This window comes from Chromobacterium sp., from assembly GCF_041912965.1.
Lineage (GTDB): Bacteria > Pseudomonadota > Gammaproteobacteria > Burkholderiales > Chromobacteriaceae > Chromobacterium > Chromobacterium aquaticum.
In genome coordinates this window covers 119980-142612 of sequence record NZ_JAYSGF010000003.1, presented here as the reverse complement: position 1 = coordinate 142612, position 22633 = coordinate 119980, and the positions used below count along the sequence as shown (strand labels likewise).

Sequence of the window (22633 nt, the reverse complement as noted above, 5' to 3'; positions counted from 1 at the left end):
GGTGTCTCCGGTATCAGGGGGTCGGGCGGGGCGTCAGGCGGCCGGCGGCGCGTCCGGCGCCGGCGCGGCTTCCGCGGCGGCCGGGGCCTCCGGGCGGGCGCTCTTGATCTTTTGCAGTTCCTCGGTGTTGGCCACCACGTCCTGCAACAGCTTGTCCAGTTCGTCGTTGCCGTCCAGCTTGGTCAGCAGGTCGCGCAGCTTCTGGCGCGCCTCGTACAGCCGGCGCAGCGGGGTGACTTGCTTGACGATGTTGACCGGGTCGAAGTCGTCGAAGTGGTTGAACTTCAGCTCCACGTTGAGCTTGCTGCCGTCGTCGGACAGCGCGTTGTCCACCTGGGCGGTGACGCGCGGGCTCAGCGAGGCCAGCACCGCGTTGAAGTTGTCGCGGTCTATCTCCACGAAACGACGCTCGCTGAGCTTGGGCAGCGGCTGCTCCTGCTTGCCGGCCAGGTCCGCCAGGATGCCAACCACCAGCGGCAGCTCCCGTTTTTCCAGGGCGTTGCCGATTTCCACGTCATACGTGATTTGCACGCGCGGCGGACGAATCCGGTCCAGCTTGTGCTGAGTGCTTTCTGCCATAACAGACCTCGATCGGTGAGTTGACGCCAATGGCGGACTCGGCGCTTGCGCCCGGTGCCCGAATTGGCTTGTTGCTGGATTGTCTGACCATTGACGAGTTTGATGGTCCCGGCTTCTTTTTTCATTGATGCCGGTCCTGAACGCCGCATGGAAGCCTTTTTTGCTGACAAATGCTTGCAATTTGCATTTTTCAATGCCCTCGGCTTAACAATTCCTATAGAACTGACGGCGTTTTTTTGCCAATATTATTTGCAATGGATAACGGCGTTTGGGTGATGCGGATGCGCAACGGGTATCTGGCCGGGCTGTGCTGCTGTCTGGTTTTGGGCTTGGGCGGATGTTCGTCCCTGGGCTTCGGCCCATCGGTGAAATTGCAGGCGGCCATGCTGGACGTGGTCAGCATGGCCAATGACGACACGCCGCTGGCGGTGGATTTCGTCGCGGTCAAGGACCCGGAGCTGCACAAGCTGCTGCTGGGGCTGCCGGCGGCCAAGTGGTTCGAGCAGCGCGAGCAGCTGCGGCGCGACTATCCGGTGGACCTCAAGGTATGGGAACTGGAGCTGGTGCCGGGCCAGCACCTGGAGACCGAGGACGTGCCGATACGCGGCGAGTCGGCGGCCGGGCTGCTGGTGTACGCCGGCTACGCCGGACCCGGCATGCACCGGCTGAGCCTGGATACGCGCAAGAAAGTCTGGTTGCGTTTTGAAAGCAAGAATATGCGGCTGATGGAGCCGTAGCGGGGGGAGAGCGGTTTGAAAGCAGTGCCACAGGCGGTGTGTTGGTACGAGGGGATGCAGTTGCTGCCCCAGCATTTTCAATGGCAGTCCCTGCGCGCGGATGGGGTGGCCGCGGCGCTGGCGGCGGCGGCCCAGCCGCTGTACTGGGGGGTGTTGGAGCTGGAGCTGGACGAAGCGGCGCTGGCCGGCGGCGTGGCGCGGGTGTCCACGCTGGAAGCGGTGCTGCCGGACGGTCTGCCGCTGCGCTTCGACGCCGGCGACGGCGCCGAGCTCAGCTGCGACGTGACCGCGGCCGCGGCGGAAGCGCCGGGGCGCACGGTGACGGTCTACCTGGCCTTGCCGCCCTTGTGGCGCGCCGGCCGGCTGGACGCGATGACCGGCCGCTACCGCTCGGAAAACAGCGAGGCGGTGCCGGATTTGAGCAGCGGCGAAAACCCGGCCAGCCTGACCTTGTGGCGGCCGGACATCCGCCTGGTCACCGAGGCCGAGCGCGCCGACATGATCTGCCTGCCGCTGCTGCGCATCGCCCAGCAAGGCGGCGGCTTTGCCCGCCGCGCTTACGCGCCGCCGTCGCCGCGGGTGCTGCCGGACAGCCCGCTGGGGCGCAAGGTGGCGGCGCTGTGCGCCAAGGCGCGCGAAAAATGCGTGTTCCTCAGCGGCCGGCTGCGTCAGGCCAAGGACGCCGGCAAGGACGACGATATCGATGAAATCCGCCGCCAGCTGGCGGCGCTGTGGGCGCGGTTGCCGGAAGTGGAAGCCGCGCTGGGCAGCCGCGTGGCCCATCCCGCCGCCTTGTTCGGCCTGCTGGCCGGCATGGCCGGCGCGCTGACCGCGCTGGACCCCGGCGCCGGCGCGCCGGTGTTTCCCGCCTTCAACTATCAAGAGCTGCTGGCCTGCTACGAACCGCTGCTGGCCTGGCTGTCCGCCGCGCTGGACCGGGTGCGCGCCGGCTACCGCAGCCTGCCGTTCAACCGCGACGCCGACGGTTTCTGGATTCTGCTGCCGGAGGCCGCGCGCGACATCGAGCGGCTGATCATTGGCCTGCGCATGCCCGGCGGCGCGCCGGATTCCGCCGCCCAGCAATGGCTGGGCCAGGCCATCATCGCCTCCGAATCCCATGTGGCCACGCTGGCGCGCCAACGCATGCGCGGCCTGGTGTTCCAGCCGCTGGACCGCGCCGAGCAAGTGGCCTACAGCGTGGGCGACGATACCCGGCTGTTCGCGCTGCTGGCGCGCGGCGACTGGCTGCAGCCGGAGCAGCCGCTGCGCATGACGCTGCCGGCCGGCGGCGTGGCGCTGGAACCGTGGGAAGCGCTGCTCTTCGTCGCGGACCCGCAAGACGAGGCCGATGGAGAACGCCATGCAGGATAACGCCGCCCTGCAGCCGCTGGGCGCGCTGGCGCAAGCGCCGCTGGGCTCGGCTTTCGAAGACGCTTACGCCGAATGGCTGCAACTGTTCCGGGAACTGGCCGGCGGCGGCCACAAGGCCGAAACCGCCGCCGAACTGGCGGCCGAGCAGGGCGGGCTGCTGGCGCGGCGGCTCAGCCGCACCGCCGGCGCGCGCGTGGGCGCGGCCGGGCAAAACCAGATCGAAGCCCTGCAATACCTGTTCGTCGCGCTGATAGACGAGCGCCTGCTGTTCGACGACTGGCCGGGGCAGAGCCTGTGGCAGGCCACGCCGCTGGAACAGCGCTTGTTCGGCAGCCGCGCCGCCGGCGACAAAGTGCCGGCCTTGATCGAACAAGTGCTGCGCGAGCGCGACCCGGCCGGGCGCGATCTGGCTAATGTCTGCCTGCAAACACTGACCCTGGGCTTCTACGGCCGGCTGCGCGGCCCCGGCGGCCTGGCCCAGCACGAGGAATGGCGGCGCGAACTGTTCGCCTTCGCCTACCAGCGCGATGCCGACATGCGCAGCCTGGCGCCGGCGCTGGAACGCAGCAGCGCCTTGCCGCCGCAGCGGCTGAGCGTGCGGCGCATGCTGCCGGACGGCTTCCGGCTGGCGCTGGGCGTGGCCGCCATCCTGCTGGGCATGTCGGTGGTGGGGCACGTGTTCTGGCATGACATCGTGTCGCGGGTGGAACCCATGCTGTACCACGGGACGGATGGGGACGGACAGAATAAATGACGATTCAGACCATAGCCGGCATCGTATTGCTGGCCCTGCTGTTCGCGCTGGCGCTGGCGGCGCTGATCTGGTGGCTGCGGCGCGAGGCGGACCCGGCGCGGCGCAGCTTCCGCGGCTCGGTGCGCCGCTTTGAGCGCGAACTGGGCGCCGAAGACCGCTACCAGACCCCCTGGGTGCTGGCGGTGGGCGATCGGGTGCGCAATGTCGAGGCGCTGTGCGCCTCGCTGCAACTGCGGCATGAAGGCGAAGCCAACTGGTTCGGCCGCTGGTGGTACGGCGGCGACGGCGCGGTGCTGGTGATCCCGGACGATATGTTCAGCCACCCGGAAGGCGCGCTGGCGCCGCTGTCCGCCTGGCGGCGGCTCTTGAGCGTGCTGCTGCGCAGCCGCGCCGGCCGGCCGCTGGACGCGCTGATCTGGACCGTGTCCGCCGACAAGCTGTGGAGCGAGAACCTGGCGGTCAGCGCCGGCCTGGCCGCCGGCAAGAAGTTTTACGACCTGCAGCAACGGCTGGGCCTGAGCCTGCCCATCTACCTGGTGGTGACCGAAACCGAGCAGACCCCGGGCTTCCTGGAGCTGGCACAGGCGCTGCCGCGCGAGGCGCGCGACGCGATGCTGGGCTGGTCCTCGCCCTATGCCGCCGGCACCGCCTATCAATCCGACTGGATAGAACAGGCGCTGGAAAAACTGCGGCTGACCCTGAGCGAAACCATCGCCGAGATCGGCGCCTTGCAAGGCCAGGCCTCGGCGGACCTCTACCTGCTGCCGCGCAGCTTCGAAGACGCGCGCGCCAATCTGCAAGCCCTGTGCGACCCGGTGTTCCGCGGCAACGCGCTGGGCGAGGCGCCGCAGTTGCGCGGCATCTACTTCACCGGCGCCCAAGCCGCGCCGCAAGGCGAGCTGGACGAAGTCGCGCCGCCGCCGGCGCTGCCGCTGTTCGCCGGCCGCCTGCTGCGCCAGCGAGTGCTGGCGGAACAGGGCCTGGCCCAGCCGGTGCCGCGCATCCTGCTGCTGCGCCAGCGCTGGCACCGCTGGACCCTGGCCGCCATGGCCCTGTTCGCCGCCTTGTGGCTGGCCGGCATCAGCTGGTACTGGCACACCGTCACCGCGGATGCCGACGCGCTGGGCCGCCAGCTGCGCATCCTGCAACTGGAGCGCGGCGGGCCGCGGCCGGAACTGAGCAACGACGCCGCCGCGCGGCAGAGCATCACCGCCTTCTGGCGCGCGCTCAAGGACGCGCCCTCGCGCCGCTTCGGCACCCTGCTGCTGCCCACCTCGCTGTTCTCCCCGGTGGACGGCCGCATCGACGACACCATCGAATACGCGCTGCGCCGCGCGGTGATGCAGCCCTTGCAACAGCGGCTGCTGCGCGACGCGGAACAACTGCGGCGCTTGGGCGAAACCGGCTCCGACAGCGTCAGCGACGACACCGCTACCCCGGAAAAATGGCCGGCCTACTTGCTGGCGCGGCAGTTGGCCGGCGACGCCGGGCGGCTGGAACAGCGCGTCAGCCAGTTCAACCACGCGGTGAACGACGGCAACGCCACGCTGGACGAAGCGGCGGAATTGGCCAACGGCCTGTTCGGCCTCGGCCTGCGCGCGCCGCAAAACGCCCAGCGCGACAATCTGCGCCGCATCCTGCTGGCCAGCGACCAACTGGTGGCCGCGCCGATCGACCTCGCCAAGATCCGGCCGCAAGTGGGCGACCACTTCAGCGCGCTGATGCAAGCCTGGCTCCGCCAGCTCTATACCAATCAAACCTTCGACCTCACCGCCCAGCAACTGCAAAAGCAACTGCAAATGCTGGAATCCGGCCAAGGCAACACCCTGGCGGACCTGGACAGCATCGCCGGCCACATCGGCCTGCTGCAAAGCCTGGTCAACGCCACCAACAGCGCCTGGAGCCGCGCCGCCGGCCAGGACCTGGTGCCCGGCTACAGCGCGATGCTGGACGGCGCGCGCCGCTCCAGCCTGATAGGGCGCGACGCGGTGGCGCGGGTGGTGGACTACTCCGCGGTGGCGCGCCAGGAGTTCCGCAAGCGTTGGCTGGGCGGCGTGGGCGCGTCCTCGGCGCTGCTGGCGCAAGGCCCGTCCGGCGGCCTGGAACTGCAAGACCAAGTGCTCAAGCTGAACGTGACCCTGGCCTCGCTGCTGAAGCAGGACGCGGTGGCCGGCGCGCGCGCGCTTGACGACGACGGGCCGGGAGCGGAAGGGCTGAAGCGCATGGACGCCGAAGCGATGACGACGGCGCTGCGCTATTACGACGGCTACCAGAAATACCTGGCCGGCAGCGCCACCCAAATGCCGCCGGCCTACCGCAAGGGCCTGGAACGCGCCTTGCAGGACAGCGCGGCGAAAGTGATGTGGCACCAGTTGATCAGCCGCCACGCCGAGCCGGCCACCGGCCTGGTGGGCGGCTCGGTGGAAGAGGGCAGCGCCTTCGAGGCTCAGGCCAAGGCGGTGGCCCCGCTGCTGGCGGCGCTGGAAGACCTGGAACAGCCGGCGATGCGCGAGGGCGTGCTGCGCGAAATGGACCGGCGCGCGCTGCAATCCCTGCGCCACGCGGAGCGCAGCCTGCAAGGGCTGGCGGTCTACCAGCCGCTGCAAGGCAGCTTCCGCTGGTGGGACGGCTCGCGCAACGCCGCCGCCCGCGCCTTCCGCGCCGGCGGCGCGCGCGAACTGCAGCAATACCTGGGCTCGCAGCTGGAACTGATAGGCACCCTGGCCCAGGCGCAAGCGCCAACGCTGAGCTGGCTGCTGGCGCACAAGAGCGAGATGTCGGTCAGCGACCAGCAACTGGTGCAGCGCTGGCAAAGCGCCACCAACGAACTGCGCCACTACAAGGAAAAAGCGGCCAATAGCGCGCCGTCGGTGCTGGAAACCATGATCAGCAAAGACCTGAACGAAATGGACGTGGGCAATTGCCGCGCAGTGCTGGACCAAGTGGAACTGCCGGCCGCCGGCAATATCTTCGCCGAGCGCGCCCAAACCCTGGTCAGCCTGGCCAGCGACCGCTGCGGCGTGCTGCGCGGCCAGGCCGGCGCCGCCGCCTATCAAAAACTGGCGGCCTTCTTCAATCAATACCTGGCCAACCGCTTCCCCTTCGCCGCCAAGCTGCCGGCGCCGGACGCCGCGCCGGAACGGGTGGCGGAATTCATGCGCCTGATGGACGACAACGGCGTGCTGGCCGCGGCCGGCCTGCAAGACCTCAAATCCGGCCAGGCCCAGGCGGCGCGGCGCTTCCTGGACGCGGCCAAGTCCGCGCGCGCCTGGCTGGGGCCGATGTTCATCCGCGACAACGGCGGCCCATGGCAGGGCGTGGACCTGGAAGTGCGCTGGCGCACCGACCGCGAACACGAGCAAGCGGCGGACCAAGTGATCGAATGGACGCTGGCCAGCAGCGGCCAGCGTCTGCGCTACCCCAGCGGCGACGGCCAGCGCCTGCACTGGAACGTGGGCCAGCCGCTGACGCTGACCCTGCGCTGGGCCAAGGAATCGCAACAAGCGCCGGTGGAAGACCCGGCGCAAGGCGGGCTCACCGTGTTCGAGCGCCTGGCCAGCTGGAACTACGGCGGCCAATGGGCGCTGCTGCGCCTGCTGCGCGAAAACAGCTCGCCGCTGCGCTCCAGCAGCCTGGACGGCTTCAACGACGTCAGCGTGATGCTGGCGCTGCCGGTGCGCAACCCGGCCGGCCTGGGCAGCGGCAACGCGCAAATGTTCATGCGGCTGAGCCTGCAAGCGCCGGGCGGCAAGAGCGGGCTAAGCGTCAGCGGCCTGCCTTACACCGCGCCGCCGTCGCCGTTCCGCGCCGCCGCCAACCCGCGGCTGGCCGCGATAGAGGGCAGCTGATGCGCGCTTTGACCACCATGAGGACCGCACCATGAGCGCCACCGTCAGCCTGGACGCGCTATTGCAAGCCATCGCCGCGGACAGCCCCGGCGGAGAACCGCTGCGCTACGCGCCGGAATACGATCAACTGCGCGAACTGCGCCGCGAAGACGACCCCAGCCTGCCCACCGGCATCTGGGAAAGCGATTTGAAACGGGCGGACTGGCCGGCGGTGGAACGCATGGCCGCCGCGCTGCTGGCGGAACGCAGCAAGGACCTGATGGTGATAGCCTGGCTGGGCGAAGCCTGGCTGCACCTGCAAGGTCTGCCCGGCCTGGAGGCCGCGCTGGCGCTGACCGCGCAAAGCTGCGAACAATTCTGGGACAGCCTGCACCCGCTGCCGCAGCAAGACGATGTCAGCTTCCGCACCGGGCCGCTGGAATGGCTGGCCAAAACCTACGCCGCCACGCTGGCGGCTCAAGTGCCGCTGCTGGACGCGCCGCCGCCGCAAGAACGCGCGCCGCTGACGCTGCGGCAATGGCAAGACCTCAACCGCCGGCTGCTGGCCAGCGGCGACGACGGCAAGCTGGAGCGCGAGCAGGCGCGCCACGAACAGCAGAAACTGAACGACTGGCTGCGCGCGCTGCCGCCGGCCACGCTGGACGCCAGCCGCGGCGCGCTGGCGCGCAGCCGGCAATGGCTGGCGCGCTTACAGGCCTGGTGCGATCAGCATATGGGCGCCGACGCGCCATCCTACGCGCCCTTGAGCCAGGCGCTGGAACAGGCGACGCTGGCCTTGCAGGAACTGGCCACCCAGCATCCCGGCCCGCAGCCGGAGGCCGCTGTGCTTGAGCGCACGGAAACCGCCGCGCCGCCAGCCGCCGTCGAAGCGGGCAACAGCGCGTCGGCGCCCGTTGTGGCCGCGGCCGTCTTCGCTCAACGCGAACCGCAGGGCCGGGAAGACGCCTACCGCCAGTTGCGCGGCATCGCCGACTACCTGGCGCGCACCGAGCCGCACAGCCCGGTGCCCTATCTGATCTACCGCGCGGTGGAGTGGGGCGAAAAGCCGCTGCGCGAACTGCTGGCGGAGCTGATAGACAGTGATGCCGAGGCGCGGCGGCTATGGTCGCTGCTGGGGGTGCTGCCATAGCGGGGGGCTTTTCTAGGAACGGGCGCTCTCCGGCGCCGGCGCCCCCACCAGGGCCTGGCGCGCCAGCGCCATCGTGCTGAACCCCGCCTGCCGATAACACAGCCGCGCGCAAGTATCGCGGTTGCTCCACGCGCCGGACGCCCACATCGCCAGGATGGCGGCGCGGGCGTATTCCTGCTCGCCATGCCGTTGCTGCCAACGGCGAAACTCGGCGAGCACCAGCTGAATCTCCTGAAGAATGGCCGTGGAATTGGCCGGATGGGCCGGGCAGTCGTCCGTCAAGGCAACTACGCCGCTGCGCGCCTCATAGACAATGAGCAAACGCGCGGCGCGCTTGAGCGTGTCATTGTGCTGCTTCAATAGCTTCATCATGGCAATGCTCCCCATCCGACCGATCAAAACACGCGATTGATGCGCTGCAGCCCCAGCTGCAAACGCTGCTGCACCGGCTCCAGCAAGGCCAGCGCTTCCTCGCTGCTGAACAGCAGCGGCTCGTCACGGCCTTGCAGCAGGGTGAGCAAGGCTTGCAAGCCCAGATGGGCGGCGCGCAGATCGATCGTGCCTTGCAAGAGCAGGGCATCCAGCTCGGCGTGGCAGCGGCTCAACTGCCGGCCCAGCGCGCCCAGCTCAACGAGATTGCCAGCGGCGGCCGGCAGTTGATGCAGGCATAGGCGCAGTTGTTCCAGCGGCGCGGCGGCGATTTCTTCTGAATCCGGTGGGGGAATACCAGGGGGAAAGGTAGGAAAGGTCATCACGGTCTCCATGTCAGTTTGGAAACCTGCCTAGGCGAGGCTAGGGCAGGCACGTGACAAGGTTGCAGGACCGGCTAACTCTACCAAAAACCGGTAGCCCTAAGGCTCCCTGCCACGGCCCGCCCCGAATGGGTACGGCGTGGCAGCAGACGTAACGGCGCCAAAGCGGACCGTTGTATCTGCGGGAGAGTTAAATGATGGGCCTGCAAACCCTGCGCCGCGTGATTGAGCACGGCGCGGAGCAAAGCCTAAACAGCCTGGCGATGGGCGTCAAGCCGGCGGTGGCGGGGAAAGCCGCGAGGCTGGTGTTTGCAGCAACGGCGTTGGCGCGGCGGGTTGTGCGGCTTTGGGAGCGCTGAGCTTAGGCAAGCGCTCCCTTTTTATTCAGGTTCTTTTGAGGGTTTTTCTCAGTCCGGCCGATCTTAGCCAGACTTGGGCGCGCCATCGACATGCGGCAGTTCCAAGCTGTTGATCATGACTTGGCAACACATCCATTTAACATTTTAAGTTGTGTTTGGGCCCAATAATGAACTCCTATTTCAAACTTGGCACGTTGAGCGCGATATTGCTGTCGCTGTCCGCGGCAAGCTATGCGCGTGATATTGAAGTCATCGTCAAGGTCAAGAAAACCGTATCGGACCCTTTGACCCGATCCGAGAAAAACGTCGATCCACAGCAGGCCGCGCGGCAACTGCAAACCTCGGGCCTGCAACTGGCAACGCTTTTTGAACTGCCGGACCCGGCGCGCGACTGGCGCATGACTAAAACCGATTCGCTCAAAACGGTTGAAGCGATGCAACGGCATAATCTGGATCGCTACTTTCAAATCAGCAAACCGCCCGCGACAGAGCGGGAGGCTCAAGCCTTGGTAGAAAAGCTAAAGCAAAACCCCTTGGTGGAAACCGCCTATGTACGCCCGGAAGCGGTTTCCATTGGTGAACCGCCGTTGCCGGAAGAAAGCGCGGCCACCCGTAGCGTACCCAATTACGCCGACTGCGACGCGACGCCCATCAGCAGCTGCCAGTATTATCTCTATCCGGATATCGCTAAATCACCTTATCGCATGGGCGGGCTCAATGTGGTGGAAGCCCATAAGCGTTATGCGAATAAAGGCGAATTATCCCGTATTGTTTCAGTCGAAATTAATCACTGGAACTACGACCATCCCAATCTGCCCAAACCCTTTCTTAAACACTGGGATACCAGTCAACATAAAGTGGATAGCCATGATACCTCCAGTGCCGGTGTAATGTTTTCAAAAGACAACGGTATTGGCACCATCGGGATTGCGGCTAGAGCACAAGCAGGCTATAGCAAGTATGGCGCGGGCCCCCAGTTGCTAGACCTGGCCAAGCAATTAAAGGCAGGTGATGTGGTACAGGTCGGCATACACATACACTTATGTCAATGGATTGCCTGAATACGGCTGCAAAATCAACTGCTATATGCCGGTTGAGCAAGCAGAAGATGTGTTTGACGCCATCTCTTATATGACCGCAGAAAAAGGCATTCATGTGGTGATTGCCACCGCCAATGGCAATATCAATCTGGATCACCCCAACTTAAAGCGGAAATACGATAGAAAAATCCGAGACTCCGGGGCCATTTATGCGGGTGCCGCCGACCCAAAGGACGCCAAACGCGCCAGCTTTTCACAATATGGCGTCCGAGTGGACTTATTCAGCTGGGGCAGGAATGTCACCAGTACCTCCTGGTCAGCACAAAATCCTAATGGCTATACGACGACATATAGCGGCACCTCTTCCGCCAACCCGATTATTGCCGGCAGCGTAGCCTTGCTGCAAAGTATTGCACGGGCCAATAACCTAGGTGATATCCCACCCCAAAAAATGCGTGATATTTTGGTGAGAAGTGGTCAGCCCTTACGTTATCCTGATCCGGCGGCGCCCATCGGGATGCAACCGGACTTGGTTAAAGCGGCTGACATTATGCTGCAAGATGCCGGCGGCGGCTGGCAACCGGCCCCCGTTGCCGTTATCAGCGGTGACAACGACGTGCCCGCAGGTAGTCAGGTGACGTTATCCGCCGCTAAATCGACAGGCGATAATTTAAAGTATGCCTGGTCTATTCAACCTGCTTTGCCCTTAAACACCAATGGCAGTGAAGTCAGTTTTTCTATTCCCAATCTGCAAAAAGACACTCAGTACCTGGTTAAACTGAAGATTACGGATGCGAAAAACCGTACATCAGAAGACTCCATGGAATTATGGGCGCGTGGGCAAGAGAATGGAGTCCTGCCAGACATCAACATCCATGGCGATAAAGAAGTGGTTGCTGGAGATGTGGAGGAAGGGGCGATAATAGAGGCTGATATGCCTGCCGGGAAAAAACTGCGTTTTGAGTGGAAAAATACATCTGGCTTAACGCTTCATCCAAATTTTAACCAGTTACTGATCTTTGCCGACAAAGGTGTCCCGTCTAGAACACATACCATCCATCTCGAGGTCTTTGACGGTGCTAAAAAAATTGGCAAGGGCCGTCACACCATCACCGTGAAAGATGAAAATACTGGTGCCCTTCCTCCTAAAGCCGTCATTAGCGGTGGCTCCAATCTGGAAGAGGGGAGCGCGACAGGGATTATGTTATCGGCACAAGCATCAACCGGCACGGGTTTAAGTTATCAATGGGCCAATAATAGCGGGTTAACGCTACTTCCTAATCAGGATCGCGCCATCGTTAGCGCGCCGCAGGGTGTCAAGGCCGGTAAACATGAGATTATGCTAACGGTTACCGACAACAAGGGCCAAACCGCTCAGGCTAGCCACGCGATTACCGTCAAGGCAATGGAGAATGGCGTGGTCTTGCCCCAGGCCAATATTACTGGTGGAACAGAACTCACCATCGCGGCGGCGGGAGGGCTTCAGTTGTCGGGTAAATCATCCATCGGCACGCAGTTGCGCTTTACTTGGAGCAATGCCAGCGGCCTTGTATTGCAAGCCAACGGTGATCAGGTTTTGGTTCGTGCCCCCCAAAATACTAAGCCCGGTAACCACGAAGTTAAACTGCTGGTGACGGATAACAAAGGCAACACAGCCCAAAGCACTCATGTGCTGCGTGTGAAAGCGGCGGAAACCGGTGGAGCGGAGGGCGATATAGCGGACTATCGCCCAGGCGTAAGCTACAAGGCGGGCGACAAAGTGAAGAATGTCGGTAAGGTGTTTCAATGCAAGCCCATGCCTTACTCGGCCTGGTGCGGCCAATCCGCGGCGCACTACGCGCCCGGTACCGGCTCGGCCTGGGGGCAGGCTTGGACGCAAATTAAATAATCAGGTCGGTTTTTAAATTTACCGCGCTGATTCAATATGCCTCGTATGCGAATACGAGGCATGTTTTTTTACGGTCTTTGGTGCTTGGCTTCTTAGAGCCTGTTCAAAGTCTCGCGAGCAAGAGCGAGACAAGGCGAAAACGAGCGAAAAAGCGGAATGTACAGGTGGTACATCAGCATTTCGAAGCGGTACTCACCGTGTCACGCTTCGCGACGCACAGCAGATTATAAGAGTCGCTAACAAAACCGCGCAGCGTAGCTGAGCCAAGGCGCGCCGACGCAGAAAACGAAGTTTCTGCGAAGCTACAGTACAAGTGGTACGACAAGGAGGCGCAACGCAGGATCAGGGGTTTTGTTAGCGAGTCTAAAAGGGTTCTTAGTCCAGCGTATCCATATAGTCCTTGGCGCGCAGCCGTCCGGTCTGCGCCCATGGCAGCGGCTGGCCGGCGGCCAGCGGGCGGATCTCCACGCGTATGCTTTCGCGGTAGCGCCCGTCCTGCGAGCGCGATTCCACTTGCAACGGCATCGCCCAGCGCGTGCTCCATTGCAGTTGCTTGCTGTGGCCATTGGCGGTTTTGCGGTACCAGCGGCTGCCGTCCGCGCCGGGGCTGACGGTAAAGCCTTTCAGTTTGGCGATGTCCACGATCTGGCTGGCTTGGGTCCAGGAGCCGTCGAAGCCCACATCGCTCCATTCGCGTTGGCCCACTTGCACCAGCAGGCCTTGTTGCGGCACGGCGAATTCCAGCCGCGGCTGGCCCTTGGCGTCCAGCCATACATGGCGGTTGGCGGCGGGGTAGTCGATGTGGTCGTGGCCGTCTTCCGCGCCATGCTCGTGGTCGTGGCCGCCGGCGCGCGCGTTCAGCCGTTCGCGCCAGACATGCTTGCCCTGGCGGGTCAGTTTTTCCTGGTAGCGTATGGTTTTTTCCACGCCGTCATTGCCGATGGTGACGGTTTCATAGCGCAGGGTGGCCACCAGGTCCGGCGCGGCGGCGGCGTGCAGCGCCGGGGACAGGGCCAGCAGGGCCAGCGGCAGCAGGGTTTTCATCGCGGTCTTTCTTCATGCGGAAAAGTAGGCTTGCCCGTGGGCAAGCCGAATGGAGTGAATCCGTGGCCGCCGCGCCGGGCCTGGAGAAGGCGCCGACGCGGTGGCGGGGGTTTAGAGCCTGTTTACGATTTCGCGAGCTAGAGCGAGACAAGACGAAAACGAGTGAAAAAGCGGAATGTACACGTGGTACATGAGCATTTTGAGCGGGTACTCACCGTGCAACGCTTCACGACGCGCAGCAGATCGTAAACAGGTTCTTACAGGCCCAGCGCGCTTTTCACCAGGCCAAACACCTTGGTGTTGTCCATCACGCCCTTGAAGCCCTTGGAGCCGGCGCCGCTGGACATCAGCATCACGTCGCCGCCGCCATGGGTTTCGCTGGATAGGCGCACGCCGGTTTCTTGCTGGTAGTCGTCGCCCATCGCGGTGGCGGAATCCACCGACACGCGGCTGGCCTTGCGGTTGGGGCCGTTGCCGAACACCAGCGCGGTATAGGTGGCGCCGTCGGCGTCCTTGGATTCCTTGCCGTCGGCGTAGCCGCGCACGATGTCGTGGATGGGGTTGCCGCGCTTGGCGTAGCCGTTGATGGTCATGGTGTGGTCATGATCCGCGGTGACCACGATCAGGGTGTTGTTGAGGTCCACCTTGGCCAGCGCGGTCTTGATGGCGTTGTCGAAGGCGATGGTGTCTTCCAGCGCGCGCTTGGCGTTGGTGCCGTGCAGCGCGTGGTCGATGCGGCCGCCTTCCACCATCAGCACATAGCCGTTGCCGTTGCGGGACAGGGTGTCGATGGCCTTGGCGGTCATGTCGGCCAGGCTGGGCTGGTTCAGGCTGTTCTTCACCCGGTCCAGCTCGTAGTCCATGTGGTCCTTGTTGAAGATGCCCAGCAGCTTGCCGCCGGATTGCGGGTTGAAGGCGGCCAGTTCGCTGCCGCTGCTGACCAGGGTGTAGCCCTTGGCCTGCATTTCGGTCAGCAGGTTGCGGCCGTCCGGGCGCTTGCCGCCGGAGGCGGTGGGCAGGAAGAATTTGCTGCCGCCGCCCATCAGCACGTCCAGGCCGGTGCCCAGCTTGGCGTTGTAGCCGGCGCCGCCCGGCACCGCCTGGGCGGCGATGTCGGATTCGGCGTCGCGGTGGCACACGTGGGAGTAGGTGGCGGCCGGGGTGGCGTGGGTGACGCGGGTGGTGGTCACCGCGCCGATGGCCTTGCCCTTGGCCTTGGCCAGTTCCAGCAGGGTGGCCACCGGCTGGCCGTTGCCGCTGCCGCAGTTGCCGGTGCCGTTGCTATTGGGGTCGATGGCGCGGGTGTCGGCGGACATGGAGATGACTTCGTTGTTCATCTTCACGCCGGTCATGTAGGCGGACATGGACGGCGCGCTGTCGGTGGTTTGCGCGTCGTTGGAGAAGGTCTTGACGCGGGCGGTGCGGGACAGCTGTTCCATGTTCAGCTTGCCGGCTTCGCCGTATTTGTAGATGCGCGAGGCGGTGACGGTGGTGGGGCCCATGCCGTCGCCCAGGAAGAAGATCACGTTCTTGGCTTCGCCCGCGGCCTGGGCCGGCAGCGCGTGCAGGGCGGCGGCCAGCGCGGCGACGCTCAGCAGCGGTTTCATCATCGGTTTCATTGCGTTTCTCTTGTATGGGTTTATGTAGCGTTTGGGGGGGGGCGGCTCAGAACCTGTTTACGGTCTGCTGCGCGTCAGCGATACGGCGTTGAAAATGTCTTCAAAATGCTCGTGTACCGTGTGTACACTCCGCTTTTTCAGCCGTTTTCGCCTTGTCTCGCCCTTGCTCGCGAGATCGTAAACAGGTTCTCAGAGCGCGGCCGCTTTCTTCACCAGGCCAAACACGTCGATGTTTTCCAGGAAGCCGTGGAAGGCGTCCGCGCCCTGGCCGATGGCGCCGATGTAGACATCGGTGCCGCCGTGGGTTTCGCCGCCGGCTGGCATGCGCACCGCCGCTTCCTGGTGGTAGTCGTTGGCGGAGACCACGGCGTCGGTCAGCGCGGCGGCGGCGTTGCGGTTGCCGTTGACGCGGTTTTCACCGTTGCCGAAGCCGATGATGGAGTAGGGCATGCCGTCGGCGTCGGTGGCCACGCTGCCGTTGCTGTAGTTCTTCACCAGGCCCAGCACGCCGGGGTTGCTGGCCGTGGTCTTGCCAGTGCGCTGGGCGTAGCCGTTGAGCACCAGGGTGTGGTCGTGGTCGGCGGTGACGACGATCAGGGTGTTTTTCAGGTCCGGATCGCGCTGTTTCATCGCGTCGATGGCGGTCTTGATCGCTTGGTCGAAGGCCACGGTGTCCTGCAACGCTTTCTTGGCGGTGGTTTCATGCAGCGCGTGGTCGATGCGGCCGCCTTCCACCATCAGGAAGAAGCCTTGCTTGTCCTTGCGGTCCGCCAGCATGGAGATGGCCTTGGCGGTCATCTCGGCCAGGCTGGGTTCCTTGGAGGCGTCGCGGTCCAGGTCGTAGCTCATGTGGCTGCTGGTGAACAGGCCCACGGCGCGGGTGGTCTTGGCCGGGTCCAGCGCGTTGAAGCCGGTTTTGTCCGCGGCGTAGCCATAACCCTTGGCTTTCAGCTCCGCCACCAGGTCGCGGCCATCGGCGCGCTTGCCGCCGGCGGCCTTGGGCAGGAAGAACTGGCGGCCGCCGCCGAACACCACGTCCACGCCGTCTTGCAGCTTGGCGTTGTACAGCGCGCCGCCCGGCACCAGTTGGGCGGCGATGTCGGATTCGGCGTCGCGGTGGCAGACATGGGAGTAAGTGGCGGCCGGGGTGGCGTGGGTGACGCGGGTGGTGGTGACCACGCCGGTGGCCTTGCCGCCGGCCTTGGCCAGTTCCAGCAGGGTGCTGACCGGCTGGCCGTTGCCAGTGCCGCAGTTGGAGGTGAAGTCCGCGGTGGGGGATTTGGCCTGGGTATTGCTGGACATGGAGATGACTTCGTTGTTCATCTTCACGCCGGTCATGTAGGCGGACATGGACGGCGCGCTGTCGGTGACTTGGGCGTCGTTGGAGAAGGTCTTGACGAAGCCGCTTTCCGGCAGCGTGTCCATGGTCAGCTCGCCGTCCTCGCCCACGGAGTAGATGCGGGCGGCGGTGGTGGTGTTGATGCCCATGCCGTCGCCCAGGAAGAAGATCACGTTCTTGGCCACGGCGGGGCGGTTGCCTTGGTTGTTGTTGGCGGAGCCGCTGGCGGGACCGCCGTTGCTGCCGCAGGCGGCCAGGCCGATGGCGGCCGTCACGGCCAGGGTCAGGCTGAGGATGCGCATGGTGTATATGTTCCGGGCATGAAAAAAACCGGGCCAGCATAGTGCGCGCATGTTGCGGACAGGAGAGGTTTTGATGAAGCTTTTGTTGCGCGGTCAACCGGACGGGCGGCTCGGGCGTTGCCGGGCGCGCGGCCGGCTCGATGCCGCCGCTTGGAATAAAACCATATAAGCATAAGCAAACATGCCACTACAGCCGCGCCGGGTTTTGTATTAAAATACGGCTTCCGCGTTGTTTGCCGCCCTTCATCCGTCATTTCCAGCTTTCATGCTCCACGCCCGCTCGCCGTGTCTCGCGCCGCGCATCGGCGTCATTGACTGTTTCCGGGGGGCCGCGCCGCCATATTGAATGTTGCGTCCTGGAGTTATTGAATGAGTTTCGCCACCCTATTGCTGTACATCGTCGCGGTCAGCGCGGTGATGATCACCCCCGGCCCGTCCATGCTGTTGGCGCTGAACAACGGCGCCAGCCACGGCATGCGCATCGCCAGTTACGGCTTTGCCGGCGCGGTGCTGTCGGATCTGCTGCTGATCGCCGCCGTCGGTTGCGGCCTGGGCGCCTTGCTGCAGGCGTCGGAACAATTGTTTTCCATCGTGAAATGGGGCGGTGCCGCCTATCTGGTTTACCTGGCCTGGATGATGTGGCGCGCGCCCACTCAGGCGCTGGCGGCCAGCGAGCAGGGCGGCGAGGCCAGCGGCCGCGGCGCTTTCTTGCGTTCCCTGGTGGTGGGCCTGTCCAATCCCAAGGGCCTGCTGTTCTTCACCGCCTTCTTGCCGCAGTTCATCCGCCAGGAGCAGCCGGTGGTCACGCAGTACATGATCCTGGCCGTGGTCACCGCCTGCGTGGATTGCACCATGATGTTCATCTACGCCTACGGCGGCCGCCACGCGATGCGCAGTTTTTCCGCCCGGGCGATGGCTTGGATCAACCGCAGCTGCGCCGGCATGCTGGCGGTGCTGGCCATCGGTCTAAGCCTGTACCGTCGCAGCGATATGAGTTGAGCCGCGCCGGCTCGCCATGAAAAATCCCGCCAAGCCTGGCGGGATTTTTTTTGGGGCCGCGCAAGGCGGCTTCACACTGGGAAGAATGGCGAGCCGGCGCTCAGGAGCACAGCGGCAGCAGGCGCTGATAGGCGGCGTTGATCTCCTTGCTCTTGCGTTCGGCCAGTTCGCGCAATTCCTGGCCCAGCGTGCTGACCTTGTCCGGGTGGTATTCCGCCATCCGCGCGCGGTAAGCGGCTTTCAAGGCTTCCGCCGAGCAGGGCAGCGTGATTTGCAGCACCCGGCAGGCTTGTTCCAGCTCGGAGACGGGCTCCGCCACCGGCTCGGCCTCGGGCGCGGGGCGGCGCGGCTGTTGCCGCGCGTTCTTGCGCGCGCTCAGCAGGTAATCCACCAGCCAGAAGCCCAGCAGGCCGAAAACGATTAGGGTGATGAGTTTCATGGTTGCGGCTCCGCTTGCCTGGCTTCCGCCAGCGTGATGATCTGGTGTAGATGCGCGCGGGCATCGGCCGGTTCCGTGACTTCCAGCTGTTCGCGCGCCAGCGCGGCGATGTGGGCGGCGCTGTCCGCGTCCAGCCCGGCCTCCGGCGCCAGCAGATCAATCAGCGGCAGCGGGGCGAAGCCGGCCAGGCCCAGCTTGCGCGGCAACTGGCTGGCGTAGGGCAGGCAGAGCAGGGCTTCCAGCATCAGCCGCAGTTGCGCGCCGTTGGGGCCCAGCCGCGCGCGGCGCAGCGCCAGCATGCCCAGCAGCGCGGCCGCCAGGTAGGCGATATAGCCGGCCAGCAGCAAGAGCAGCCAGTCCGGCGCGCCGGGGCGCAGCCACAGCGCCAGCGGCGCCGCGGCCACCGCGCAGGCCCAGCTCAGCGCCAGCCAGGGCGCGGTCCAGCGGTAGAAGCGGCGGTAGCGCTCCGCCTCCGCGCGCCAGCGCGCCAGGCTGCCGGGGGCGCTGGGCGCCCACAGGCTGAGCTTGGCGCAGGGGGAGGCGAAGCGCCACGGCGCGGCCAGCAGCGCGAAGCGGCCGCCCAGCCGCGCCCGCCACGAGGGCAGCCGCGCCTGGCAGCCGTGTCCGGCCAGATAGGCGATGCCTTCACCGGCCGGCAGCAGCAGCAGCAGGTCCAGCAGGAAGAAGGCGAGGATGGCCAGGCAGAGGATTAGGGAGTAATCCATGCGCTCACTGCGTTTTTTTGCGCGACAGCAGCGACTTCAGCCCGGCGAAGGCGGCCAGCGCCAGGCCGGCGATCACTTTCCAGCCGGCGGCCAGGATGCCGACAAACCATTTCCAGGCGCCGCTTTTCACCGCCGCGGCCGCCGCGCCGCCGACGATCAGGCCGGTCAGGCCGTATTCGGCCACTTTGTCGCCTTCCTTGAATTCCGAGTATTTTTCGCCCGGCTTGAACTGGAACTGGTTCAACTGGGTTTTCAGGTCCGCCACCGCGCCGTCCAGCCGCGCCGGTTCCGTCACCAGGGTGACGGAGGCCACGCCGGTGCGGGACAGCACCTTGGTGGTGTAGTTGACCACGCGCTGGCCGCCGCTTTCGCTGATGGTGGCCCAGGACAGGCGCTTGGTGTCGACCTCGTAATGCGGCGGGGTTTGCCAGCCCACCAGGTGCAGTTCTTGCCAGCCGCGCTTGCGGCGCTCTTCATTGGAGGCTTCGGTGCCTTCCTGCAATTGTTTCAGGATGGCGTCCGCGTCCAGCTTCTCGCCGTCCATCACGTGGCCGGTGCTGTCGTAGGACACCACGGCGAACCACGGTTCCAGCGATTGCGGGCCGAACAGCCAGGAGTCGGTGACATTGGGGTTTTGCATCGCCTCCATCAGCCGGGTGGTGTCGTCCTGGTCCAGCGACAGGTATTTGGGCGGCACTTCCCAGTTGGCGACATTGGCGATGTTTTGGGTGTAAGGACCCAGGTGCGGGTTCTTGACCGGGGAGTCCTTGTCGGCGGCGGCCTGTTGCGCGCCCACGGCGGCGGACGCGCTCAGGCAGGCGGCCACCAGGATTGTCTTGTATTGTATTTTCATGTCAAACCATCCAGTCGTTTTTGGTATTTATGCTTTTTGCAAAACCAGCTAGTTTCCCAAAAACCGTCCGGGTTTGGCAAATCCATGGGCGTGGTAATTATGGCGCCGTCCATCCGGGTCTGGACGACAAAAAGCCGCCCCGGGGGGCGGCAAGCATGCAATCGACAGATACAAAGGAGTTGGAAGCGCGCTTGGCGCTTCCCGAGGACCAGGCTAGTGTAGCTAGCCGATGTGACGCGCGCGTGACGGCGCGCGGCCTCCCTCCGCCTGGCTTGGGATCTTGTCGCGGAAGGGGCGTCAGCGCAGCGGCGAGGCGGCCGATGCCGGCGCCCGACGGCGCGCGGTGGGTTCGCCGGCGTCGCGGTACACCCGCACATAGTCCACCACCATTTCCTGCGGCCAGCGCGTGGACGCGTCCGGCGCGCCGGCCCAGTCGCCGCCCACCGCCAGGTTCAGCACGATGAAGGCCGGCTCTTGCAAGGCGCTCCAGCCGTCGCCGCCGTCGGTTTTCATCGTCACCGTCTGGTAGAGCCGGCCGTCGACGAAATAGCGGATCGCCGCTGGCGACCATTCCACGGCGAAATCGTGGAAGCGATCGTTGAACCAGCCCAGGTCCGGCGTGACGTAGGAGGCCGACGCCGTTTGCACCGTGCCGGCCGGCGCGCCGGGCTTGGGCCGGTGCGCGCTGCCCCAGATGGTGGCGTTTTCCGCGCCGGCCTCGCTGCCCACCATTTCCAGGATGTCGATTTCGCCGTAATGCGCGGGCTGATCCCATTGTTGGTTCAGCATCCAGAACGCCGGAAACATGCCTTGGCCGTAAGGCAGCTTGATGCGCGCCTCGATCCGGCCGTGGCGCCAGGCGGCCTGGCTGCGCAGCCGCGCCGAGGTGTAGTCGCGGCCGCCGTAGGCCTGCCGCCGCGCGGTGATATGCAGCGCGCCGTCGCGCACGGCCACATTGTCTCCGGCGGTGTAGTACTGCAGCTCATGCAAGCCCCATGGGCCGGGGCCGGATTCCAGCCGCCATTTGGCGGTGTCCAGCGCCGCGCCGTTGAATTCGTCCTGCCACGCCAGTTGCCAATTGGCCGCGGCTGCGCCACCGCTCAGCAGCGCCGTGATTGCGGCGGCTGCCGCCATCTTGCTTTTCATCGCTCATCTCGCCCGAGTTTGTCGAGCGCCCAGCATAGTTGGACGCGACAGCGGCGCAGTGCAACCGCGCTTGGCAGTTTTACCAAGCGCGGTCAGGTTCGTGGCCTAGAACGTGTTTACGATCTCGCGCGCTAAGAACCTGTTCAAAGCCTCGCGAGCAAGAGCGAGACAAGGCGAAAACGAGCGAAAAAGCGGAATGTACAGGTGGTACATGAGCATTTTGAGCTCGTTTTCAACGCCGTATCGTCGAAGCGCAGCAGATCGTGAACAGGTTTTTAGGAGCAATTCGAGTTCAGGCTGGGATAGGCGGTATTCAGGATCCACTTGCCCTTGCTGTTCTTGGCATAGCGGAAAGACAGGTAAATGGGCTCTCCCGCGGGAAACGGGGTGGACTGGGTGCAGGCTCCGGCCGCGTTCACCTGCTTGCAGGTGCTGGGCCGCGCGCCGGGCCAGCCGTTGGGATAGAGCGTGCCCTCCGGCACGCAATCGGATTCCGCCGCCCGGGTGCCGCATACGGCCGGTTTGGGGCCCTTGGGACCGGGGTAGCTCTGCCAAGTGGTGAAGGCGGCCTTGAATTGATCCCAACTGTCGAACTGCGATTTGCCCGCTTGGGTGGGCTGGCCGCGGATGTGGATGCTGACATGGCCTTCCATCGCGGTGTTGTCCGTCATGGATTTGACGCTGGCGTTCACGTCCGCGGTGACGCGGCATTCCGCCGCCAGCGACGGCGTGGCCGAGAATAGGCAGAAAGCCAGGGCGGACAGTGCAAGCGGGCGATAGGGATCAAGCATGGATGGCTCCTGAAAGCGGCGGGAAACGGTCCCGAACCGGGTTTTTAAAAGCGGGCGGCTGGAAGTTATCGCGCCAACAGGGCATGGCGCGGCTTATCGTTGAAGATTAATGCAAGGAGCATGATTGGAGCCTGCGCTTTGGGACAGGCGAGGAGCAGGCGGGAGGCTATTGCCGGTTGCGGGCCCAGGTGGCGGAGGTTTCCTGAAAGAACGCGTCCATATGGTGTTGGCGCCAGATGGCGGCGGTGTCCTTGGCGAACAGGCCGGCGCGCAGCGCCTGGCGCAGCTTGCTCAATACCGGCGGCGGGGTGTCGGGATTGCAGGCCAGCCAGCGTTCGGCCGGCGTCAGCAGCAAGACCTTGCGCGGCGGCGGGCCGGTGTCCGGTTGCGGCGGCGTGTCGCTGACGAAGACCTCCAGCCGCTTGGCCGCCAGCATCTTGAAGCCCAGCGCCGGTTTGGCGATGGGGATGTAGGGCAGTTGGGCGCTGCTGAGCAGGTCGCGCGCTTCGGCAATATCCACCGTGCCCAGCGTCCGGCCCCGGAAATCGCTCAGGCTGCGGAATGGCGCGGCATTGCCGGCGGCGGCGTAAGCCTGCAGCACCACCGGCGCGATGGCGGCCACATAGCTGAGGGTTTCCGCCTTGCCCTGATCAAAATTCACGTCCAGCGCGCAGGTGTTCTTTTCCGCCGCCGCCAGCAACAGCGCCCGTTTGGCCGGCGCCGTTTTCAGCGCCACCTCCAGCCCGGCCTTGCCCGCCAGGTAATGGAATGCTTCCGCGTAGGGGCCGGCCAGGCCATCGCGGGCCGGCAGCAGGAAGGGCGGATGCGCGTCCGCCACCACCGTCAGCGCGGGCTGGGCCGGTGTCCAGCCGCAGGGCAGCGCCATCACCGCCGCCAGGCATGCGCGAGCGAGCGCCAT

At 65.1% G+C, this 22633-nt stretch carries 22 protein-coding genes; 10 read left to right on the top strand and 12 right to left on the bottom strand.

Annotated features, from left to right (window positions below):
- Window positions 1-33: 33 nt before the first annotated feature.
- Window positions 34-579, bottom strand: a complete 546-nt coding sequence (tssB, locus tag ACE3QM_RS02695) for a type VI secretion system contractile sheath small subunit (protein ID WP_048409968.1) — start codon at window positions 577-579, stop codon at window positions 34-36.
- A gap of 90 nt (window positions 580-669) precedes the next feature.
- Here tssB and ACE3QM_RS02690 point away from each other — a divergent pair, with 90 nt between their 5' ends.
- Genes ACE3QM_RS02690 through tssA form a run of 6 tightly spaced genes read left to right on the top strand, consistent with a single transcriptional unit; the run spans window position 670 to window position 8418 of the window.
- The gene (locus ACE3QM_RS02690; protein ID WP_374420035.1) at window positions 670-855 is read left to right on the top strand and encodes a hypothetical protein; all 186 of its coding nucleotides are present in this window, start codon (window positions 670-672) and stop codon (window positions 853-855) included.
- A 5-nt stretch (window positions 856-860) separates the two neighbouring features.
- Entirely contained in the window at window positions 861-1316 is a 456-nt protein-coding gene (locus tag ACE3QM_RS02685; RefSeq protein ID WP_374420033.1) for a hypothetical protein, read from the top strand.
- 24 nt (window positions 1317-1340) lie between these two features.
- Window positions 1341-2687 carry a type VI secretion system baseplate subunit TssK gene (gene tssK, locus ACE3QM_RS02680; protein WP_374420099.1) on the top strand — a complete coding sequence of 449 codons (1347 nt, stop codon included), beginning with the start codon at window positions 1341-1343 and terminating at the stop codon, window positions 2685-2687.
- Window positions 2677-3441 carry a DotU family type IV/VI secretion system protein gene (locus ACE3QM_RS02675; RefSeq protein WP_374420031.1) on the top strand — a complete coding sequence of 255 codons (765 nt, stop codon included), beginning with the start codon at window positions 2677-2679 and terminating at the stop codon, window positions 3439-3441. Before tssK ends, ACE3QM_RS02675 begins: the two co-directional genes overlap by 11 nt.
- Window positions 3438-7289 carry a type VI secretion protein IcmF/TssM N-terminal domain-containing protein gene (locus ACE3QM_RS02670; RefSeq protein ID WP_374420029.1) on the top strand — a complete coding sequence of 1284 codons (3852 nt, stop codon included), beginning with the start codon at window positions 3438-3440 and terminating at the stop codon, window positions 7287-7289. The genes ACE3QM_RS02675 and ACE3QM_RS02670 overlap by 4 nt, the downstream gene beginning before the upstream one ends.
- A gap of 31 nt (window positions 7290-7320) precedes the next feature.
- Window positions 7321-8418, top strand: coding sequence for a type VI secretion system protein TssA (gene tssA, locus ACE3QM_RS02665; protein WP_374420026.1), 1098 nt, complete (start codon window positions 7321-7323; stop codon window positions 8416-8418).
- Window positions 8419-8430: 12 nt separating this feature from the next.
- Here tssA and ACE3QM_RS02660 read toward each other — a convergent pair whose 3' ends face one another.
- Together ACE3QM_RS02660 and ACE3QM_RS02655 are read right to left on the bottom strand one after the other, a co-directional pair.
- Entirely contained in the window at window positions 8431-8790 is a 360-nt protein-coding gene (locus ACE3QM_RS02660) for a hypothetical protein (RefSeq protein ID WP_374420024.1), read from the bottom strand.
- 23 nt (window positions 8791-8813) lie between these two features.
- The gene (locus tag ACE3QM_RS02655; protein ID WP_374420022.1) at window positions 8814-9170 is read right to left on the bottom strand and encodes a DUF1484 family protein; all 357 of its coding nucleotides are present in this window, start codon (window positions 9168-9170) and stop codon (window positions 8814-8816) included.
- A 194-nt stretch (window positions 9171-9364) separates the two neighbouring features.
- Between ACE3QM_RS02655 and ACE3QM_RS02650 the strand changes: the two genes are divergently transcribed.
- From ACE3QM_RS02650 to ACE3QM_RS02640, 3 genes are all read left to right on the top strand, one after another.
- Window positions 9365-9529 carry a hypothetical protein gene (locus tag ACE3QM_RS02650; RefSeq protein WP_374420020.1) on the top strand — a complete coding sequence of 55 codons (165 nt, stop codon included), beginning with the start codon at window positions 9365-9367 and terminating at the stop codon, window positions 9527-9529.
- A gap of 167 nt (window positions 9530-9696) precedes the next feature.
- On the top strand, window positions 9697-10590 hold the full coding sequence (locus ACE3QM_RS02645; RefSeq protein WP_374420019.1) for a hypothetical protein: 894 nt from the start codon (window positions 9697-9699) through the stop codon (window positions 10588-10590).
- The gene (locus tag ACE3QM_RS02640) at window positions 10583-12457 is read left to right on the top strand and encodes a S8 family serine peptidase (RefSeq protein ID WP_374420016.1); all 1875 of its coding nucleotides are present in this window, start codon (window positions 10583-10585) and stop codon (window positions 12455-12457) included. The genes ACE3QM_RS02645 and ACE3QM_RS02640 overlap by 8 nt, the downstream gene beginning before the upstream one ends.
- Window positions 12458-12832: 375 nt before the next feature.
- On the opposite strand, the gene ACE3QM_RS02635 is transcribed toward ACE3QM_RS02640, so the two are convergent.
- From ACE3QM_RS02635 to ACE3QM_RS02625, 3 genes are all read right to left on the bottom strand, one after another.
- Window positions 12833-13501, bottom strand: coding sequence for a hypothetical protein (locus ACE3QM_RS02635; RefSeq protein ID WP_374420014.1), 669 nt, complete (start codon window positions 13499-13501; stop codon window positions 12833-12835).
- Window positions 13502-13758: 257 nt separating this feature from the next.
- Window positions 13759-15120: an alkaline phosphatase gene (locus tag ACE3QM_RS02630; RefSeq protein ID WP_374420012.1), complete on the bottom strand. Its 1362-nt coding sequence runs from the start codon at window positions 15118-15120 to the stop codon at window positions 13759-13761.
- 189 nt (window positions 15121-15309) lie between these two features.
- A complete protein-coding gene (locus tag ACE3QM_RS02625) occupies window positions 15310-16761 on the bottom strand; it encodes an alkaline phosphatase (protein ID WP_374420010.1) in 1452 nt (483 codons plus the stop codon).
- A 369-nt stretch (window positions 16762-17130) separates the two neighbouring features.
- On the opposite strand from ACE3QM_RS02625, the gene ACE3QM_RS02620 reads away from it, so the two are divergent.
- Window positions 17131-17760 (top strand): LysE family translocator, encoded by a 630-nt coding sequence (locus tag ACE3QM_RS02620; RefSeq protein WP_374420008.1) that lies wholly within the window; start codon window positions 17131-17133, stop codon window positions 17758-17760.
- Window positions 17761-17860: 100 nt separating this feature from the next.
- Here ACE3QM_RS02620 and ACE3QM_RS02615 read toward each other — a convergent pair whose 3' ends face one another.
- The 6 genes from ACE3QM_RS02615 to ACE3QM_RS02590 all read right to left on the bottom strand — a co-directional run bounded on the left by ACE3QM_RS02615 (window position 17861) and on the right by ACE3QM_RS02590 (window position 22633).
- The gene (locus ACE3QM_RS02615) at window positions 17861-18199 is read right to left on the bottom strand and encodes a DnaJ family molecular chaperone (RefSeq protein ID WP_048411694.1); all 339 of its coding nucleotides are present in this window, start codon (window positions 18197-18199) and stop codon (window positions 17861-17863) included.
- On the bottom strand, window positions 18196-18924 hold the full coding sequence (locus ACE3QM_RS02610) for a hypothetical protein (RefSeq protein WP_374420006.1): 729 nt from the start codon (window positions 18922-18924) through the stop codon (window positions 18196-18198). The genes ACE3QM_RS02615 and ACE3QM_RS02610 overlap by 4 nt, the downstream gene beginning before the upstream one ends.
- A 4-nt stretch (window positions 18925-18928) precedes the next feature.
- A complete protein-coding gene (locus ACE3QM_RS02605; protein ID WP_374420004.1) occupies window positions 18929-19777 on the bottom strand; it encodes a DUF2167 domain-containing protein in 849 nt (282 codons plus the stop codon).
- A 297-nt stretch (window positions 19778-20074) separates the two neighbouring features.
- Window positions 20075-20923 (bottom strand): family 16 glycosylhydrolase, encoded by an 849-nt coding sequence (locus ACE3QM_RS02600; RefSeq protein WP_374420002.1) that lies wholly within the window; start codon window positions 20921-20923, stop codon window positions 20075-20077.
- A 275-nt stretch (window positions 20924-21198) separates the two neighbouring features.
- The gene (locus ACE3QM_RS02595) at window positions 21199-21714 is read right to left on the bottom strand and encodes a hypothetical protein (protein ID WP_048411691.1); all 516 of its coding nucleotides are present in this window, start codon (window positions 21712-21714) and stop codon (window positions 21199-21201) included.
- A gap of 166 nt (window positions 21715-21880) precedes the next feature.
- The gene (locus tag ACE3QM_RS02590; protein WP_231462242.1) at window positions 21881-22633 is read right to left on the bottom strand and encodes a hypothetical protein; all 753 of its coding nucleotides are present in this window, start codon (window positions 22631-22633) and stop codon (window positions 21881-21883) included.

Excerpts from the sequence above, each read along its gene's own strand:
- ACE3QM_RS02605 (WP_374420004.1), bottom strand. The coding sequence starts at position 19,777 with ATGAAAATACAATACAAGACAATCCTGGTGGCCGCCTGCCTGAGCGCG.
- ACE3QM_RS02660 (WP_374420024.1), bottom strand. The coding sequence starts at position 8,790 with ATGATGAAGCTATTGAAGCAGCACAATGACACGCTCAAGCGCGCCGCG.
- tssA (WP_374420026.1), top strand. The coding sequence starts at position 7,321 with ATGAGCGCCACCGTCAGCCTGGACGCGCTATTGCAAGCCATCGCCGCG.
- ACE3QM_RS02655 (WP_374420022.1), bottom strand. The coding sequence starts at position 9,170 with ATGACCTTTCCTACCTTTCCCCCTGGTATTCCCCCACCGGATTCAGAA.
- ACE3QM_RS02590 (WP_231462242.1), bottom strand. The coding sequence starts at position 22,633 with ATGGCGCTCGCTCGCGCATGCCTGGCGGCGGTGATGGCGCTGCCCTGC.
- ACE3QM_RS02610 (WP_374420006.1), bottom strand. The coding sequence starts at position 18,924 with ATGGATTACTCCCTAATCCTCTGCCTGGCCATCCTCGCCTTCTTCCTG.
- ACE3QM_RS02600 (WP_374420002.1), bottom strand. The coding sequence starts at position 20,923 with ATGAAAAGCAAGATGGCGGCAGCCGCCGCAATCACGGCGCTGCTGAGC.
- ACE3QM_RS02670 (WP_374420029.1), top strand. The coding sequence starts at position 3,438 with ATGACGATTCAGACCATAGCCGGCATCGTATTGCTGGCCCTGCTGTTC.
- ACE3QM_RS02645 (WP_374420019.1), top strand. The coding sequence starts at position 9,697 with ATGAACTCCTATTTCAAACTTGGCACGTTGAGCGCGATATTGCTGTCG.
- ACE3QM_RS02650 (WP_374420020.1), top strand. The coding sequence starts at position 9,365 with ATGATGGGCCTGCAAACCCTGCGCCGCGTGATTGAGCACGGCGCGGAG.
- ACE3QM_RS02595 (WP_048411691.1), bottom strand. The coding sequence starts at position 21,714 with ATGCTTGATCCCTATCGCCCGCTTGCACTGTCCGCCCTGGCTTTCTGC.
- ACE3QM_RS02625 (WP_374420010.1), bottom strand. The coding sequence starts at position 16,761 with ATGCGCATCCTCAGCCTGACCCTGGCCGTGACGGCCGCCATCGGCCTG.
- ACE3QM_RS02630 (WP_374420012.1), bottom strand. The coding sequence starts at position 15,120 with ATGAAACCGATGATGAAACCGCTGCTGAGCGTCGCCGCGCTGGCCGCC.
- ACE3QM_RS02675 (WP_374420031.1), top strand. The coding sequence starts at position 2,677 with ATGCAGGATAACGCCGCCCTGCAGCCGCTGGGCGCGCTGGCGCAAGCG.
- tssB (WP_048409968.1), bottom strand. The coding sequence starts at position 579 with ATGGCAGAAAGCACTCAGCACAAGCTGGACCGGATTCGTCCGCCGCGC.
- ACE3QM_RS02635 (WP_374420014.1), bottom strand. The coding sequence starts at position 13,501 with ATGAAAACCCTGCTGCCGCTGGCCCTGCTGGCCCTGTCCCCGGCGCTG.
- ACE3QM_RS02685 (WP_374420033.1), top strand. The coding sequence starts at position 861 with ATGCGCAACGGGTATCTGGCCGGGCTGTGCTGCTGTCTGGTTTTGGGC.
- ACE3QM_RS02615 (WP_048411694.1), bottom strand. The coding sequence starts at position 18,199 with ATGAAACTCATCACCCTAATCGTTTTCGGCCTGCTGGGCTTCTGGCTG.
- ACE3QM_RS02620 (WP_374420008.1), top strand. The coding sequence starts at position 17,131 with ATGAGTTTCGCCACCCTATTGCTGTACATCGTCGCGGTCAGCGCGGTG.